This is a genomic window from Nocardia acididurans (assembly GCF_016741815.1).
GTDB classification, from domain to species: Bacteria; Actinomycetota; Actinomycetes; order Mycobacteriales; family Mycobacteriaceae; genus Nocardia; species Nocardia acididurans.
In genome coordinates, this window is the sequence record NZ_JAERRJ010000009.1 from 393,914 (window position 1) to 409,718 (window position 15,805).

Sequence of the window (15,805 nt, forward strand, 5' to 3'; positions counted from 1 at the left end):
TCGGCGTGGCCGCTCATCGATCGAGCGGCCCGATTTGCAAGGAGAGTCACAACATGACTGCCAGCGCTGCGGTTCCCAGCTCAGCCGTCCCCGCCGACTTCGTCAGCGGTCTCGAAGGCGTGGTGGCCTTCACCACCGACATCGCCGAACCGGACAAGGACGGTGGCGCACTGCGGTACCGCGGCGTCGACATCGAGGACCTGGTCGGCAACCGGGTCACCTTCGGCGATGTGTGGGCGCTGCTGGTCGACGGCGAATTCGGCCGCGGCCTACCGCCGGCCGAGCCGTTCCCGCTGCCGGTGCACACCGGCGACGTGCGCGTCGACGTGCAGGCCGGCCTGGCCATGCTCGCCCCGATCTGGGGATACGAGCCGCTGCTCGACATCGACGACGACACCGCCCGCGAGAACCTCGCGCGGGCCTCGGTCATGGCGCTCTCCTATGTCGCCCAGTCGGCGCGCGGCATCTACCAGCCCGCCGTGCCGCAGAAGAAGATCGACGAGTGCACCACCATTACCGAGCGGTTCATGACCCGCTGGAAGGGTGACCCGGACCCCAAGCACATCGAGGCCATCGACGCCTACTGGGTGTCGGCCGCCGAGCACGGCATGAACGCCTCCACCTTCACCGCCCGCGTCATCGCCTCCACCGGCGCGGATGTGGCGGCCTCGCTGTCCGGCGCCATCGGCGCGATGTCGGGTCCGCTGCACGGCGGCGCTCCCGCGCGCGTACTGCCCATGATCGAAGAGGTCGAGAAGTCCGGCGACGCACGGGCTCTGGTCAAGGGCATCCTGGACCGCAAAGAAAAGCTGATGGGTTTCGGGCACCGCGTGTACCGCGCCCAGGACCCGCGCGCCAAGGTGCTGCGCGAGACCGCCAAGCGCCTGGACGCCCCGCGCTACGAGGTCGCCGCCGCGCTGGAGCAGGCCGCGCTCGCCGAACTGCGCGAGCGTCGCCCGGACCGCGCCATCGAGACCAATGTCGAGTTCTGGGCCGCGGTCATCCTCGACTTCGCCGAGGTACCGGCGCACATGATGCCCGCCATGTTCACCTGTGGCCGCACCGCCGGCTGGTGTGCGCACATCCTGGAGCAGAAGAAGCTCGGCAAGCTGGTGCGCCCGGCCGCCATCTACACCGGCCCGGCGCCGCGCAAGCCGGAGACGGTGGTCGGCTGGGAGACCGTCGTCCGCAAGTGAGCCGGTAACGAGCCGGTAGCCGCGCTCGGAAGACTGGACAAACGGTGAATCCCACCCCTGGTTTCGGGGGTGGGATTCTCGTAACCTGCACCGGTGCTCGACGCAGGACTGCCGCGGCGCCGCTTCCTGGCCGCGGGCGCGGCCTTGGCCGCAGGATTGACGGCCACCGGATACGGTGTGGCGAACGGTAATTCGGCCGGCCGTGTACTGGATCCGCTGCGGCGCAGCTTCGATTCGAATCCGGTACCGGTCCGCATGCCCTTCATCACCGCGCCGCCCGATGCCGTCGCCGCCGAGTACGCGGGCCGCCAACCCGCGGCCTGGGGTGCGGCGCTGCCCGGCATCAAGACCGGAATTCCCTCCCACGCAAAGCGTTTCGCGCTCACCTTCGATGCCTGCGGCGGGCCCGGCAACAATGACGTCGACGAGAACCTGCTGAGTTTTCTTGTTGCCCAGCAGATTCCGGCCACCCTGTTCCTCAACAAACGCTGGATCGACGCGAACCCGGCCCGCGCCGCCCAACTGGCCGCCAACCCGCAGTTCGAACTCGCCAACCACGGCACCGCCCACAAGCCGCTGTCCGTGACCGGCCGCGCCGCCTACGAGATCAAGGGCACCGCGACGGTACGCGAGGCGGTCGACGAGGTCTGGGCCAATCACGAACGCCTGACCGCCCTCACCGGTCACCCCCCACGCTTCTTCCGCCCCGGCACCGCCCACTACGACGACATCGCCGTCGCCATCACCACCGCCCTCGGCGAAACCCCCCTCGGCTACACCCTCAACGCCGACTACGGCGCCACCTCCACCGCCGCCCAGGTCAACGCCGCCATGCTCACCGCCGAACCCGGCGGCATCGCCCTCGCCCACATGCACCGCCCCCGCTCCGGCACCGCCGCGGGCATGTACCAGGCCCTCCCGGCCCTGCGCGCCAACGGTTTCGAATTCGTGAAGGTGCCCTAGGTCAGCTCTCCCGCGACGCCGTCCAGTCGATGGCGACAGATTCGCCGCGGTCGACGGTGAAGAAGGCCGCCTCCAGGTGGCGGCCGAGGTCCACCAGTTCGAGCGCCGACAAGGGGACGGGCTGAACTATGCGGACCCGCCAGGGGGAGGGTTCGTCCCAGGCGTGCAGTTCCAGGTCCAGGCGCATCACCGGATCGTCGTGGCCGGTGTAGTCGGCCGCGACCGGGGTGGCGGACAGGACGGTGGCACGGGCGCGGCGGCCGTCGCTGAGAATCTTGGCGATCCCGGTGCGGGTGGTCTCCTCGGGCGACGGGACGTAGAGGACCACACGATCGTGGTCGCCGGGGTCGAGGCGGCAGGCGATCACATCACCGGGCTGCATCCATTCGAGATCCGCGGTGCTCACCCGCTGGCGGACCCGGGTCTCGTAGGCATGATGGCCCTCGCGTTGGATCCGCACCCAGAACTCGTGGCCGTAGGCCGGGTTCGCGTCGGCGGCGCTGGGTCCGGCGGCGGGCGCGGGCAGGGCGTCGCGGCGGCTGTCGCGGGGCCTACCCGCCGCGGTGGTGTTCGGACCCGGCCCTTTCACGCTGGAGCGGACGCTGAGAATCGTTGCCACGCCCTCGGCCCCGTGCATGAGCAGTTCGCGGCGGGCGGCGTCGTCGAGGGCGGGGCCGCGGCGGGTGAGGCCGCGCGAACCGAACTGGGAGGACAGGCGGGTGAGCAGGCTCGGGCGGGGGCGCGGGGGAGTTGCCGGATCGCGTTGCGCGGAGCCGGGATTCGCCGGGGCGGCGGACGGGGCGGCGGTGGCGCCGGGTCTGTCGTGCGCGGCCATGTTCATGGCGGTAAACCGTAATGGTTGTGTGGGAAGCGCCACAGCGATACTCGCGGTTTGCCGTAAACCGTGGTCGGAATGTTTTTGCGGGGCTACCCACTGAATTCATGGGCTGACCCGTCCCCCTATTCTTGTCGCCATGACCTCTGCGTTCCCGACCATCCCCGACGATCTCAAGCCCGCCGACGGACGGTTCGGCTGCGGACCCTCCAAGGTGCGTCCCGAACAGCTTCAGTCCCTGGTGGATACCGGCGCTTCGGTGTTCGGCACCTCCCACCGGCAGAAGCCGGTCAAGGATGTGGTGGCCCGGGTGCGCTCCGGCCTGCGCGAATTGTTCGCGCTGCCGGACGGTTACGAGGTCGTGCTGGGCAACGGCGGCACCACCGCGTTCTGGGACGCCGCCGCCTTCGGCCTGATCCGCGAGAAGTCGCTGCACCTGAGCAACGGCGAGTTCTCCTCCAAGTTCGCCTCGGTCGCCAAGGGCAACCCGTTCATCGGCGACCCGATCGTCATCAAGAGCGAGCCGGGCGACGCGCCCGAGCCCACCTCGGACCCGTCGGTCGACCTCATCGGCTGGGCGCACAACGAGACCTCCACCGGTGTGGCCATTCCGGTGTCGCGTCCGGCCGGCTCGGAGAACGCGCTGATCGCCATCGACGCCACCTCCGGCGCGGGCGGTCTGCCGGTGAACATCGCCGACTCGGATGTCTACTACTTCGCGCCGCAGAAGTGCTTCGCCGCCGACGGCGGTCTGTGGATCGCGCTCATGAGCCCCAAGGCGCTGGAGCGCGTCGAGGAGATCAAGAACTCGGGCCGCTGGGTGCCGGAGTTCCTGTCGCTGCCGATCGCCATCGACAACTCCACCAAGGACCAGACCTACAACACCCCGGCGCTCGCGACGCTGTTGCTGTTCGCCAACCAGATCGAGTGGCTCAATGGCAACGGCGGTCTCGACTGGGCCGTCAAGCGCACCGCCGATTCCTCCTCGCGCCTGTACTCGTGGGCCGAGACCAGCGAGTTCGCCACCCCGTTCGTGCAGAACCCGGCGCTGCGCTCGCAGGTCGTCGGCACCATCGACTTCGCCGAGGGCGTGGATGCGGCGCAGGTGGCGAAGGTGCTGCGTGCCAATGGAATCGTCGACACCGAGCCGTACCGTAAGCTGGGCCGTAACCAGCTGCGCGTGGGCATGTTCCCGGCCATCGACCCCGAGGACGTGTCGCAGCTGACCCGCTGCATCGACTGGGTCGTCGAGAAGCTCGGCTGATACCGAAACGTGGCCTCGCGCAGTGACTTGCGCGAGGCCAAACCAGACACACTATGCGGCGCGGGAGTCCAGTATTGGATTTCCGCGCCGCGTGTCTTGCCCCATGATTAACAGAAGTGCACTACTGTTCCAGATCGTGGGCGGTGTCGCGAGGCCAGTGCAGTTGTGATCGTCGGTGCGGCTGTGAGTGACGCAGCGATAAGGAGGTAACGGTGCGTGAACTTCGAGTAATCGGATTGACGCCCGATTCCGCGCACATCGTGTGCATCGATACCGAGAACGGTCAGAAGTACCGCCTCGCAGCGGATGACAAGCTGCGTGCCGCCGCCCGTGGAGACCTTGCCCGATTCGGCCAGATCGAAATCGAAACGGAAGCCACGATGCGCCCTCGCGATATCCAGGCTCGTATCCGTGCCGGTGCTTCGGTGGAACAGGTGACCGAAGAGTCCGGCATGCCCGCCTCCCGCGTGGAGCGGTTCGCGTACCCCGTCCTGCTGGAACGCGCGCGCGCCGCGGAACTCGCGCAGAAGGCGCATCCGGTCCGCAACGACGGCCCCGCCGTGGAAACCCTCATCGACATCGTGGCTGCCGCGTTCACCGAGCGCGGCCACAATATCGAGGTCGCCGAGTGGGACGCCTGGAAGGACGAGAAGGGCTACTGGGTGGCCCAATTGCAGTGGCAGGCCGGGCGTTCGGTGATCGCCGCGCACTGGCGCTACCAGCCCGACGCGCACGGCGGCTCCGTGGTGCCGCTCGACGATCCCGCCTCCGACCTCATCGACCCCGATTTCGGACGCGCGCTGCGCGGCCTGGCGAGCATCCTGCCGGACCAGACGCAGGCGCCCGCGCCGGAGCCCACCCCGGCGCCCGCACCGCGTGAGGAGCGCGCCGAGTACCTCGAGTCGACGCCCGCCCGCGCCACGAATCAGCAGACGCTGGACGGGTATTTCGAGCAGCGCGCCGCCGTCGGCGCGGACACCGTGCCGGTCCCGGCGGCCGTCGCTCCGGCGCCCGCCGCCCCGGCCCCGGCGAAAGAGCCGGTGACCCCGGCACATTCGACCTCCGCGGCTACGGCGTCCGCTCCGGCCCCCGCGCCCGCCGCCGAGACCGCCCCGGCCGCTCCGGCCACCGAACCCGCCGCGCCCGCGCAGCCCGCCGCAAAGCAGAACGCGCCCAAGGGCAATCGCAACAAGCGCGGCGGCAAGGCCCCCATGCCGTCGTGGGAGGACGTGCTCCTAGGCGTCCGCAGCTCCGGCCACTGAGTTTCGCCGCGCGTTTCGGTATCCCGGCCTGTCTCCGGCCGGGATACCCGACGATGTTTCGGATGCCTGATGTTTGCTGTTCACCCGAAACTGTTGCCCGCAGATAGCCGATGACCCCTGCTCGGCGCATGGATAACCAGCTGGATGCGGAAAACCGCCTGTTGGCACCGCATCCCGCGCACGCTGACCGTTTCGTCCGAACCGGTCTTCCGCCGACACGCTCGCCGCGCGCGGAACGCGCTAGCGTAACAGCGCCATTTCGGCCCTGACAGGGGTAGATTTTGTACTGGTGGCGGTGAATGTCGGGGTCGTTCCACACCGACGCCGGCTGACAGCCACCGAATGTTGCTCAAGAGTTGCCAACTTGGGTCGCAATCACTTCGGGAGGTGCCGTGCCATCCACCGTGTCAGCCCTCTGGTACGTCGACGCCCCCGATCCCGTCGCCGTCCTGCGCGAACACCCCGGCCCCGACCCCGAAGCCGCCTGGGCGCTCGCCCGCCAGCTCAATCCCGGCCGCGATGTGGTGCCCGCCGCCTCCGGAACCATGAAGGTGTGGGCCGGGCCCGACCCCGAATCCGTCTACATCGGTTGCTATCCCGGCGTCACCGTCGTCTGCTCCACCCAGGCCGCACTGCCGCGCCCCACCAAACTGCCGGAGCTGCTGGTACGCCCGCTCGCCTCCGAGCACACCTACCTGATCGCCTACGACCTCTCCCTCGGCTGGGGCGCGTTCGCGCATTGGGAGCGTGGCGAATTCCGCCGCTCCTTCAGCGCGACCCGCGTCAACATCCTGGAGGACGAGGGTCTGCCGCTGGTGTGGGAGCGCGAATACTGGGCGGGGGAGCACCCCATCGAACTGGCCCCGGGCGAAATCCCCGACCCGCAGCTACTGCCCTTCGACCCACCCGGCTTCGCCGACGCCGCCAATCAGGAATGGCTCGGATTCCGCTATCGCGGCAAGGTGTCCGAGGACGCCCTGCTGCCCGAGCAGATCGAGGTCTGCGGATTCTCCCTGTTCCCCAAGGGCGAGGCCCCGCCCATCGAGCAACCCGTGGTCGAACCCCGGGTCGACCACACCGGCAAACGCGGCCTGCTGCGCTGGCTCCGCGGCAAGGATTCCCCCGCCTCTCCGCGCCTCTAGCCCCGGCAAAGGCCCGCGACCGGTGTGCCGACCCGACTCACGATCGCCGGCTAGGCGATCAGCGTCGACAGCCCCTTGACCAGCAGCGCCGCCCAGCCCAGCGCCACGCCCGCGACGAGGCCGACGATCACCCAGCGGGTCACCGGGGCGAAGCGCCAGCGCCACGCCGAGGGGGCCGCGCCGCCCACCGCGACCACGTTCACCGCAACCGCCAGCAGCGGATGGATTTCGGCCAGTGCCGCGCCGAAGGCGAAGATGGCGGTGGCGGCCAGCAGGGCGACGAAGGCCGCCACCACGATGCCCGAGGCCCACGGGGTGGGCTCGGAGTAGCCGTATCCGTACGGTCCGTCCGGCGGATGGGTCACTGTGCTGGTCCTTTGCTGGCGCGGGTCCGCGATCACTGCGCGCGCACCCGTTCGTAGAAGGCCATGGCGGCTGCGGTGGCTACGTTAAGCGAATCGGTGCCCGGTGTCATGGGGATGCGGGCGCGGATGTCGCTGGCCGACATGGTCTCCTCGGTGAGGCCGGGGCCCTCCGCGCCGAGCAGCAGCGCCACCCTCTCGCCGGTCATGGCGGTGGCGAGGGTGTCCGCCTTCGGGTTCGGGGTCAGCGCGATGATCTGGAAACCGTTGTCGCGCAACAGGTTCAGACCCTCCGGGAATGGTGGCAGGGTGGCGAAGGGGATCCGCAGCACATGTCCCATGGACACCCGCACGGCGCGCCGGTACAGCGGGTCCGAGCAGCGGTCCCCGAACAGCACCGCGTCCGCGCCGAGCCCGGCCGCGTTGCGGAAGATCGAGCCGATGTTCTCGTGATCGTTCACGCCCTCCAGCACCGCGACGGTCCGCGCGCCGGTGAGCACCTGCGCGGCGGAGAGCTCGGCGGGGCGGCGCGCCGCGGCCAGCACGCCGCGATTCAGATGGAATCCGACGATCTCGGCCATCACCTCGGCGCTCGCGCGGTAGTACGGCAGGTCGACGCCCGCGAGGTCGTCGGTCAGCTGCTCATAGCGTTTGCCGACCCCGAGCAGTGCGGACGGGGTGAATCGCGAGGTCAGCATGCGTTGCACCACCACCACGCCCTCGGCGATCACCAATCCTTTTCCGCCCGGCAGGTCGGGTCGGCGGTCGGCGTTGTTGAGGTCGCGGAAGTCGGCGACCCGCGGGTCGGCGGGGTCGTCGATGTCGATCACTACAGCCACGAACATCCATCCTGCCGTTGTCGCCGTGCACGCCCCGCCCCGGGCTGTGCCACGCTGCGAGATTGCAGGGCCTAAGGTGATCTCGACCCGATTCCCGTAATCGAAGGACAGCGAGGACAGCCCATGACCAAGCCCGTGATCGAGATTTCCGAGGGCCCCGCCCCCACCGAGCTGGTGGTCGAGGACATCATCGTCGGCGACGGCGCCGAGGCCAAGCCGGGCGATCGCGTCGAGGTCCACTACGTGGGCGTCGAGTACGGCACCACCGATGAGTTCGACTCCTCGTGGAAGCGCGGCGAGTCCATCACCTTCCCGCTGAGCGGCCTCATCCAGGGCTGGCAGGACGGCATCCCCGGCATGAAGGTCGGCGGCCGCCGCAAGCTCACCATCCCGCCGCTGCAGGCCTACGGCCCCGCCGGCGCCGGCCACCCCCTCTCCGGCCGCACCCTGGTCTTCGTCATCGACCTGATCAACGTGGGCTGACGAAGCCCCACTCTCGGGAGGGCTCTCAGGGGCTCCGCCCCCGAACCCCCGTGACCCGGGCGGGTTCGGGGCAGAGCCCCATCCTCCGAAGACACGTGCCCGCCGCGCGATTCGCGCGGCGGGCACGGTCGTTTCCGGGTGTTCTAGGTTCGCACCACGATGGTGTTCATGATCTTGTCGGCGAAGGTCTGCTTCTTCGCGTCCCAGATCGGCCAGAAGTAGCCGATGTAGCAGGGGAGACTGTCGACGATGTGGCAGAGGCGGCGCAGGAAGGCGTAGCCGAAGCCGAGGGGTTGGCCGTCGGCCTCGCGGACCAGGCGGATGTTGACGAACTTCTTGCCGGGCGTCTGGCCGGTCTTGCCTTCCAGGTAGATGAGGTAGAGGCCGCCGGCGAGCGCGACCAGAGCGCCCAGCGTGACCAGGAGGACGCCCGCGCCGGACAGCCCGCCCGAGCAAGAGGTGCTGGAGTAGCCGGGGCCGGAGTCGGTGACGCAGTCCATGTCCTCGGAGCCGACGATGAAGCCGAGGGCGTAGAGGATGCCGGCCGGTATGCCGACGATGACCGTGTCGATGAGGAAGGCGCCGACCCTGGTCAGCCAGCTCGCGTAGGGCGGGCTGACATAGGGGTGCATGGGCGCCTGGTAGCCGCCGGGAATATTGGAACCAGGCGGTGGCGTGGGGTATCCGGGTGGTGTCTGTGGGTAACCACCCGGGTTCGGGTATTCGGGCGGTCGCTGCTGCGAGTACGGATCGTTCGGGTTGCTCATGGTTTTCTCCGATGCGAACTCGGGTGTTCTGCTTCCCGATTGTCCGCGTGACCCATCGAATTCGGGCTGGAAACGGGCTAACCCACCACGGCGTTCATGATCGTGCCCGCACTGGTCGCCGTCGCGCCGCCGATCATGGCGTTGGCCACCATCTTGGGTGAAGCGGACCCGCCGCCCCATTTCTCCCAGGCGAACCGCCCGCCGCCGTAGGTGATGGCCGCGATGCCGGACATCTGGGCGAACCAGGTGAAGTACCGGAACATCTTCATCATTTTGTCGGCCATGGGCGGTGTTTCCGCGGTGGGGTTGCCGATCTGGGCCAGAACCGTGCCATACATGTCGTGCGCGGCCAGCATCATGCTCACGATCGTTTCCTCTCCCGTACCGAAGGTCGCAGATGGTGAAAACGGGTCGATTAGAGCAATTCGGGCATCATTTTATCCCGGCGAACCGCCGATTGTTGCTGATTATTTGCGAACGATGTCGACCGGATCCGTCAGCGCCGTCGCGATCACCGACTGCTGCGCCACCCCGCGCTGCGGGATCGTATTGAGCGCCTGCGTGGCCTGCTGCCCCAGCGTCGTGGTCACCGACTGCAACTGCGACACGCCCGAGGTGAGCGCCGTCATGGCCGCCAGCAACTGCGTGCTCGCCTGATCCGCGATGCTCGGAATGCTCTCCGCCAGCGCCGCACCCTGATTCAGCTGCGCCGCCGCGTCCCCGAGCCGGCTCGCGGCGTCCCGCAGCAACTGCCCGATCTGCGTGTCGTCGGTGACCACGGTCCCGGTCAGCTCCCCGAACCCGGCCAGCTGCGAGGTGGCCTGATTCGCCACGACCTGCAAGCCCTCCAGCTGCCCGATGGCATTGGCGAGCTGCGGATCACCCGCGAACGGCAGCCCGCGCAGCAGCGGCAGCACGATATTCAGCCCGCTGCTCAATCCGTTCGCCGCCTGCGAGACCTGCCCGATCGTCACCCCGGTCGAATCCAGCGCCGTGGCAAGCTCGTTCGCCTGCGTGGTGGCCGCCGTCAGCGTCGCGTTCAGCGCGTCGATCCCCGAAGTCAACTGGCTCGCACCGGATTTCGCCGATTCCAGGAAGGCCAGCATCTGATCGGCCCCGGACTCGAACTGCCCCGCCCCCTCGGCGGCCGCGTTCACGCCCGCGCTGAGCAGTTGCGAGGTGAACGCCACCTGCGAGATCGACCCGCGCGCCGAATTCATGGTGGCGAACAGCGAATCCAGTCCGGCCGCGCTGATCCGCCGGGTCACCTCGTTGACCGCGTCGTTCACCAGGTACGGGTCGGCCCGGTCGTTGGTGGCGACGGTGACCTGCGCCCGCTGCGGCTGGTCGGTGGCGAGCGAGGTGATGGAGCTGGACAGGTCGGTGGGCAGGGTGATGACCGCGGCGTAGTCGGCGGTGCTCGCCTCGTCGACCGCCTCCCACTCCCGGCTTCCGCTGTCCTGCAACGCGGTCACGATCTTCGCCCCCATGGGCCCGGTGTCGCCGTTGATGAGGGCGATACCGGTCGGCGCGTCGGCCGCCCACCGCAGATAACCGACGGCGCCCGCGCCGACCGCGGCCGCGAGCAGCAGAACGAACAGGGCCCAGCGGGTACGTTTTCCGGTCACCCCACAGACCGTACGGGTACGGATTGACGTGGGCGTTGGCGTTTCTCTGAGAGTTCGATAAAGAGCGGGGCGGTCGGACTCAGTGCTGCCGCAGGTCGAGCGGTTCGGTCACAGGCGCGCTGCGATCCGGCAGCACCAGTACCAGTCGCACGCCGCCGAGCTGCCCGTCGTCGAAATAGGCGCGGCCGCCGTGCAATTGAGCCTGCTGCGCCACCAGCGCCAGGCCCAGTCCGGAGCCGCCCTTGCTGGCCCGGCTGCCCCGGAAGAACCGCTCGAACACCGCGCGCCGCTCCCCGGGCGGGATGCCCGCGCCGTTGTCGTCGATGGATATCACTATGTACCCGTTGGGATCTCGATGCGCGGACACCAGCGCCTCGGTGGCCTTGCCGTGCCGCGCGGAGTTGGTGAGCGCGTTGTCCACGGCCAGCCGCAGCCCGGTGGGCAGCCCGCGCGTGACCAGTTCGCCCTCGACGTTCAACCGCACCTTCAGCTCCGGGAAGTGCCGCATGGCGTCGTGCGCGGCGGCATCGCAGAGTTCGGCCACATCGGTGTCCACGTGATCGCGTTCGCTGGTGAGGTCCCCGCGCGCCAGGCGTTCCAGCGCCGAGAGGGTGGACTCCACGCGATTCTGGCTGCGATGCAGGTCGGCCAGGATTTCGGTGCGCTGCGCCTCGTCCAGGTCCAGGGTGCGCAGCACCTCGAGATCGGTGCGCATGGCGGTGAGCGGGGTGCGCAGTTCGTGTGCGGAGACGGCGGCGAAATCCCGCGCGGTCTCCAGCGCGGCCGCGGTCTGCGCCTGCGCGCGGTCGAGCCGCTCCAGCATCATATTGACGGCCTCGGCGAGTTTCTCCGCCTCCATGACGCCTGAACCGTCAACGGGCAGTGGGGTTCCCGAGTCCTCGGTGGGATCGCGCCGGTCCACCTGGCGGGTGAGGTGCACGATGGGGCGGACGGCCCGGCCGCCGAACAGCCAGCCGAGTCCGGCCGCCGCGGCCACCGCCGCAACCGCCGACAGCAGCACGAAGCGCCGCTGCGCCGCGGTCTGCTCCTCGGTCTGCGTCATCGAAATACCCATGGACACAACACGTCCCGCGGGCTGGTTCTCGCTGGTGGTGAGAACCCGGTAGGTGTCCCCGTCCACCGTGACGGTGTGGTTTCCCTCCGGAAGCACCGGCAGCTGCACCGAGGTGCTCGCCATGGAGCCGTCCGCGTTGCGCACGGTCATGGCCATGCTCTTGTGCGGCACCACGCCGAGCACGGTCACCGAGATCACCGGCTCGATGAGCGCGATCTGTGAGGCGACCCGGAGCTGCTGGTCGGCCTGGGTCAGATTGTTGCGTTCGATGGCGTAGATGGTGATCCAACTCAGTACGGCCACAATGATTGTCGCGCCCAGCGCGGCCGCGGCCGCGACGCGCGTGCGCAGTGAATAGGAGCGCCGCCGCCTGGATTCTTCGCGAGCGTTCATGGCCGCGTCTCCCTCGGTGTGAAATCACCTGCGGTGTAAGTCATTTGGGTGCGCGCAAAACGAATCCCACGCCGCGGATGGTGTGCAGCAGGCGCGGCGTTCCATCCGTCTCGAGTTTGCGGCGCAGATAGCCGACGAATACGTCGACCACATTCGTATCGGCGGCGAAGTCGTAACCCCACACCAATTCGAGCAGCCGTTCCCGGCTCAACACCACTCCGGCACTGCGCGCGAGAGTGGAGAGGAGTTCGAATTCCCTTTTGGTGAGCTCGATTTCGCGTCCGTGCAACAGTGCGCGATATCCGGCGACATCGACGTCGAGCGGTCCGACGCTGATCGCGCCCGGAATGGCGGTCGCGGGTGTGTCGGTGCGTCGCCGCAGCAGCGCCTTGATCCGCGCCACCAGTTCCGCGAGGACGAACGGCTTCACCAGATAGTCGTCGGCCCCGGATTCGAGTCCGGCGATCCGGTCGTCCACCGAACTGCGCGCCGACAGCACACAGATGGGCACCTCGTTGCCCATGGCCCGCAGCGCGGTCACCACGCCCGCCCCGTCCAGGACGGGCATATTCATATCGAGGACCACCGCGTCCGGCGACTGTTCACTCACACAGCGCAGTGCCGCACCGCCGTCGCGGGCGATCAGAACCTTGAAACCGGACAGCCGGAGCCCGCGCTCAACCGACGCGAGCACATCCTCGTCATCATCGACGACGAGGACAGTGGGTAGCGCTGTGTCCAATGTGCCCTCCGCTTCGCTCCGGTCAGGTTCGCGGCCCTGCAAGCTCGGTCTTCCCTCCTCCGCTCCTCCGCTTCGCTCCCCCGCTCCGTCAGTCCAGACCGAGCCGGGCCGCGAACTTGGGAGTTGTCCTCCCAAGTATCGCGCTACCTCCGTCAGTAGTTGTGGCAGGAGTCGGCGACCTGCTGGATGGCCGCGGCGATTCCATTGGCGTTCGGGTTCGTGTTGGCCTGGTCGGCGACGCCCGGGTTGTCGCGCAGGTAGGCCTGGAATTCGGCCTGGCGCTGTTCGACGGGCTGATCGAACTTCGCCTTCAGTTCGGCCTTCTGATCCGGGTTCTGGTCGAGGATCGACGCGAGCGCCGGGGCCTTGTCGTGCAGTGCGGCGTCGACCTGCGCGAAGCTGCACGTCGAATTGAGCAGCGGCGCGGCCAGATCCAGCGGTCCGGCGGAGGCGGTGGCGGGGACCAGCGCGAATGCGATGGTGGCGAGGGCACCGGCTCCGAGAGCGGTGGCGATCCGGCGATTACGGACGAGACTCATGCATCGGCCTTTCATCAGGGGACCCAGTCGAGTGGGTGGCGCGGAATCCGCGCCCGCCCGACGCTAAAGCACCCGCATGGGATACCCGTGTGTGATGTCTGAGAGTTCTTTGAGGGTGGCCCGACTCGGCCGCGATGCCGGAGATATCAGTCGGTGGCGGCGGGGTCGCCGGTGACCTTGGGGATCGATCCGGTCGGCGGCTCGATGCGCCGGATCGGCATGGTGGGGACCGACGCGGCCTCGGCGGCGGCGATCCTCTCCTTATCTTCTATGAGGGTGACCGCGTCGCGGATCTGTTTCTCCAGGGTGGGCAGCATGCCCGCGTCCTCGATGGTGGGCGGCACCTCGAAGGCCTCACCCGCGGCGATCTGACGCATGGTGCGGCGCAGGATCTTTCCGGAGCGGGTCTTGGGCAGCGCGGTCACCGCGACCACGTCGTAGAGGGTGGCGATGGCGCCGACCCGTTCGCGCACCCGCTGGATGACCTCACTGCGCAGCTGTTCGGCGTCCATGTCGATGCCCGCCTTGAGCACCACGTATCCGATGGGCCGTTGGCCCTTCAGTTCATCGGGGATGCCGATGACCGCGGTTTCGGCGACCGCCGGATGCCCGGAGATGGCGGCTTCGATTCCGCCGGCCGAGAGCCGGTGCCCGGCCATATTGATGACGTCGTCGCTGCGCCCGAGGACATAGAGGTACCCGTCCTCGTCGAAGTATCCGGAGTCGCCGGTCAGGTAGTGGCCCGGATAGGCGGAGAGATAGGACCTTTCGAACCGTTCGTCGTCGCGCCACAGTGTGGTCAGCGTGCCGGGCGGCAGCGGCAGCCCGATGACGATATTGCCCTCGGTATTGGGCGCGACCGCATTGCCCTCCGAATCCAGCACCCGCAGCCGGTAGCCCGGCACGGGCACCGAGGCGGATCCGGGCTTGATCGGAAGTTGTTGCAGCCCCAGCGGGTTCGCGCAGATCGGCCAGCCGGTCTCGGTCTGCCACCAGTGGTCGACCACCGGGCAGTCGGCGCGGTCGGCGAGCAGGGTGCCGGTGGCCCACTCGTAGGTGGCCGGATCGAGGCGTTCGCCCGCGCAGAACAGTGCGCGCAGGCTCGAAAGATCGTGGCGGCGTGCGGTTTCGGCCTGCGGGTCGGCGCGGCGGATGGCGCGCAGGGCGGTCGGCGCGGTGAACATGACGTGCACCTTGTAGTCGTCGATCAGCCGCCAGAAGGTGCCGGCGTCGGGGGTGCCGATCGGCTTGCCCTCGTAGAGAACTGTCGTCGCGCCCACCAGCAGTGGCGCGTACACGATGTAGGAGTGCCCGACGACCCAGCCGATATCGGAGGTCGTGCACATGACCTGTCCGGGGCCGACGTCGTAGATATTGCGCATGGACCAGGCCATGGACACCGCGTGCCCGCCGTTGTCGCGCACCACGCCCTTGGGTTTCCCGGTGGTGCCGGACGTATAGAGGATGTACAGCGGATCGGTGGCGGCCAGCGAGACCGGGTCGGCGGGTTCGGCGTCGCGGACGGCGTCGTCCCAGTCGAGCCAGCGGGCGGCCACGGTCGCCGAGGAGGCGGGCAGGATCTCGGTGGCGGGCTGTTCGGCGGAGAAGCGGATGGCCGGAAAGCCGTCGCGCTGTTTCACCAGGACCGTGCGGGGTGCGGTGGTGGTGGCGAGGTCGAGGGCGGCCAGCACGATGGGCGGGTATTCGATGCGGCGTCCGGGTTCGAGGCCGCCGGAGGCTGTGATTATCAGCACGGGCTGGGCGTCGTCGATGCGGGCGGCGAGTTCGTGGGCGGCGAATCCACCGAAGACGACGGAGTGCACGGCGCCGATGCGGGCGCAGGCGAGCATGGCGATGACGGCTTCGGGAATCATCGGCATATATATGACGACGCGATCACCGGTCTTGACGCCCAATCGCACCATGGATCCGGCAAATCGGGCGACTTCGTCCAGCAACTGGCGATATGTGTAGATCCGCCTGGCGCCCGTCATAGCCGAGTCGTATATTAGGGCGGGCTGATCGGCGCGACCCCCCTCTTGACCGGTGGATCGGTCCTCCGGGGATGTGATCTCGCGCACATGGCGATCCAGTGCGTTGTAGGAGGTGTTGAGGCGAGCATCCGGAAACCAGCGAGCAGTCGGGCGCGGCGCGGGGTCGAGAATCTGGGTCGGAGGCACGTCCCAGCTGATGTATTCGGCCGCGGTGCGCCAGAACTCCGAGGGATCGACCAGGCTCAGTTGATACGCCGGTCGGTACTCCTGCTTCGCGTTCAACCCGGTGACTCCCTAGCTCCGCATCGATGCCCGCCTCGA

Annotated in this window: 16 protein-coding genes; 6 read left to right on the plus strand and 10 right to left on the minus strand. The window is 68.6% G+C overall.

Annotation, left to right across the window (positions count from 1 at the left end; translation table 11 throughout):
- The first annotated feature begins 53 nt into the window (after window positions 1-53).
- Both JK358_RS24990 and JK358_RS24995 read left to right on the plus strand, forming a co-directional pair.
- On the plus strand, window positions 54-1,196 hold the full coding sequence (locus JK358_RS24990) for a citrate synthase 2 (protein WP_201951242.1): 1,143 nt from the start codon (window positions 54-56) through the stop codon (window positions 1,194-1,196).
- Window positions 1,197-1,289: 93 nt separating this feature from the next.
- Complete coding sequence (locus tag JK358_RS24995; RefSeq protein ID WP_307817716.1) at window positions 1,290-2,159, plus strand: polysaccharide deacetylase family protein; 870 nt, start codon at window positions 1,290-1,292, stop codon at window positions 2,157-2,159.
- A 1-nt stretch (window position 2,160) separates the two neighbouring features.
- Here the strand turns inward: JK358_RS24995 and JK358_RS25000 are convergent, their stop codons facing one another.
- Window positions 2,161-3,000 carry a hypothetical protein gene (locus tag JK358_RS25000; RefSeq protein ID WP_232851795.1) on the minus strand — a complete coding sequence of 280 codons (840 nt, stop codon included), beginning with the start codon at window positions 2,998-3,000 and terminating at the stop codon, window positions 2,161-2,163.
- Window positions 3,001-3,133: 133 nt separating this feature from the next.
- On the opposite strand from JK358_RS25000, the gene serC reads away from it, so the two are divergent.
- The 3 genes from serC (at window position 3,134) to JK358_RS25015 (ending at window position 6,662) form a co-directional block, all read left to right on the plus strand.
- Window positions 3,134-4,258, plus strand: a complete 1,125-nt coding sequence (gene serC / locus JK358_RS25005) for a phosphoserine transaminase (protein ID WP_201951245.1) — start codon at window positions 3,134-3,136, stop codon at window positions 4,256-4,258.
- A 212-nt stretch (window positions 4,259-4,470) separates the two neighbouring features.
- A complete protein-coding gene (gene sepH / locus JK358_RS25010; protein WP_201951248.1) occupies window positions 4,471-5,520 on the plus strand; it encodes a septation protein SepH in 1,050 nt (349 codons plus the stop codon).
- Window positions 5,521-5,912: 392 nt separating this feature from the next.
- Window positions 5,913-6,662, plus strand: a complete 750-nt coding sequence (locus tag JK358_RS25015) for a DUF6928 family protein (protein ID WP_307817717.1) — start codon at window positions 5,913-5,915, stop codon at window positions 6,660-6,662.
- Between the two features lie 50 nt (window positions 6,663-6,712).
- Here the strand turns inward: JK358_RS25015 and JK358_RS25020 are convergent, their stop codons facing one another.
- Both JK358_RS25020 and JK358_RS25025 read right to left on the minus strand, forming a co-directional pair.
- Entirely contained in the window at window positions 6,713-7,027 is a 315-nt protein-coding gene (locus tag JK358_RS25020) for a DUF2537 domain-containing protein (RefSeq protein WP_201951250.1), read from the minus strand.
- A gap of 32 nt (window positions 7,028-7,059) precedes the next feature.
- Complete coding sequence (locus JK358_RS25025; protein ID WP_201951253.1) at window positions 7,060-7,863, minus strand: TrmH family RNA methyltransferase; 804 nt, start codon at window positions 7,861-7,863, stop codon at window positions 7,060-7,062.
- A 123-nt stretch (window positions 7,864-7,986) separates the two neighbouring features.
- On the opposite strand from JK358_RS25025, the gene JK358_RS25030 reads away from it, so the two are divergent.
- Entirely contained in the window at window positions 7,987-8,346 is a 360-nt protein-coding gene (locus JK358_RS25030; RefSeq protein ID WP_201951256.1) for an FKBP-type peptidyl-prolyl cis-trans isomerase, read from the plus strand.
- 143 nt (window positions 8,347-8,489) lie between these two features.
- Here JK358_RS25030 and JK358_RS25035 read toward each other — a convergent pair whose 3' ends face one another.
- The 7 genes from JK358_RS25035 to JK358_RS25065 form a co-directional block, all read right to left on the minus strand.
- Window positions 8,490-9,113 carry an RDD family protein gene (locus JK358_RS25035; protein WP_201951260.1) on the minus strand — a complete coding sequence of 208 codons (624 nt, stop codon included), beginning with the start codon at window positions 9,111-9,113 and terminating at the stop codon, window positions 8,490-8,492.
- A gap of 77 nt (window positions 9,114-9,190) precedes the next feature.
- Window positions 9,191-9,472: a hypothetical protein gene (locus JK358_RS25040; RefSeq protein WP_181585304.1), complete on the minus strand. Its 282-nt coding sequence runs from the start codon at window positions 9,470-9,472 to the stop codon at window positions 9,191-9,193.
- A gap of 108 nt (window positions 9,473-9,580) precedes the next feature.
- The gene (locus JK358_RS25045; protein WP_201951262.1) at window positions 9,581-10,741 is read right to left on the minus strand and encodes a YhgE/Pip domain-containing protein; all 1,161 of its coding nucleotides are present in this window, start codon (window positions 10,739-10,741) and stop codon (window positions 9,581-9,583) included.
- A 79-nt stretch (window positions 10,742-10,820) separates the two neighbouring features.
- Complete coding sequence (locus tag JK358_RS25050) at window positions 10,821-12,209, minus strand: sensor histidine kinase (protein ID WP_201951264.1); 1,389 nt, start codon at window positions 12,207-12,209, stop codon at window positions 10,821-10,823.
- A 40-nt stretch (window positions 12,210-12,249) separates the two neighbouring features.
- Window positions 12,250-12,951, minus strand: coding sequence for a response regulator transcription factor (locus JK358_RS25055; RefSeq protein WP_201951267.1), 702 nt, complete (start codon window positions 12,949-12,951; stop codon window positions 12,250-12,252).
- Window positions 12,952-13,103: 152 nt separating this feature from the next.
- Window positions 13,104-13,490 carry a hemophore-related protein gene (locus tag JK358_RS25060; protein ID WP_201951275.1) on the minus strand — a complete coding sequence of 129 codons (387 nt, stop codon included), beginning with the start codon at window positions 13,488-13,490 and terminating at the stop codon, window positions 13,104-13,106.
- 146 nt (window positions 13,491-13,636) lie between these two features.
- Window positions 13,637-15,766, minus strand: a complete 2,130-nt coding sequence (locus JK358_RS25065) for an AMP-binding protein (RefSeq protein ID WP_201951277.1) — start codon at window positions 15,764-15,766, stop codon at window positions 13,637-13,639.
- Window positions 15,767-15,805: the final 39 nt, after the last annotated feature.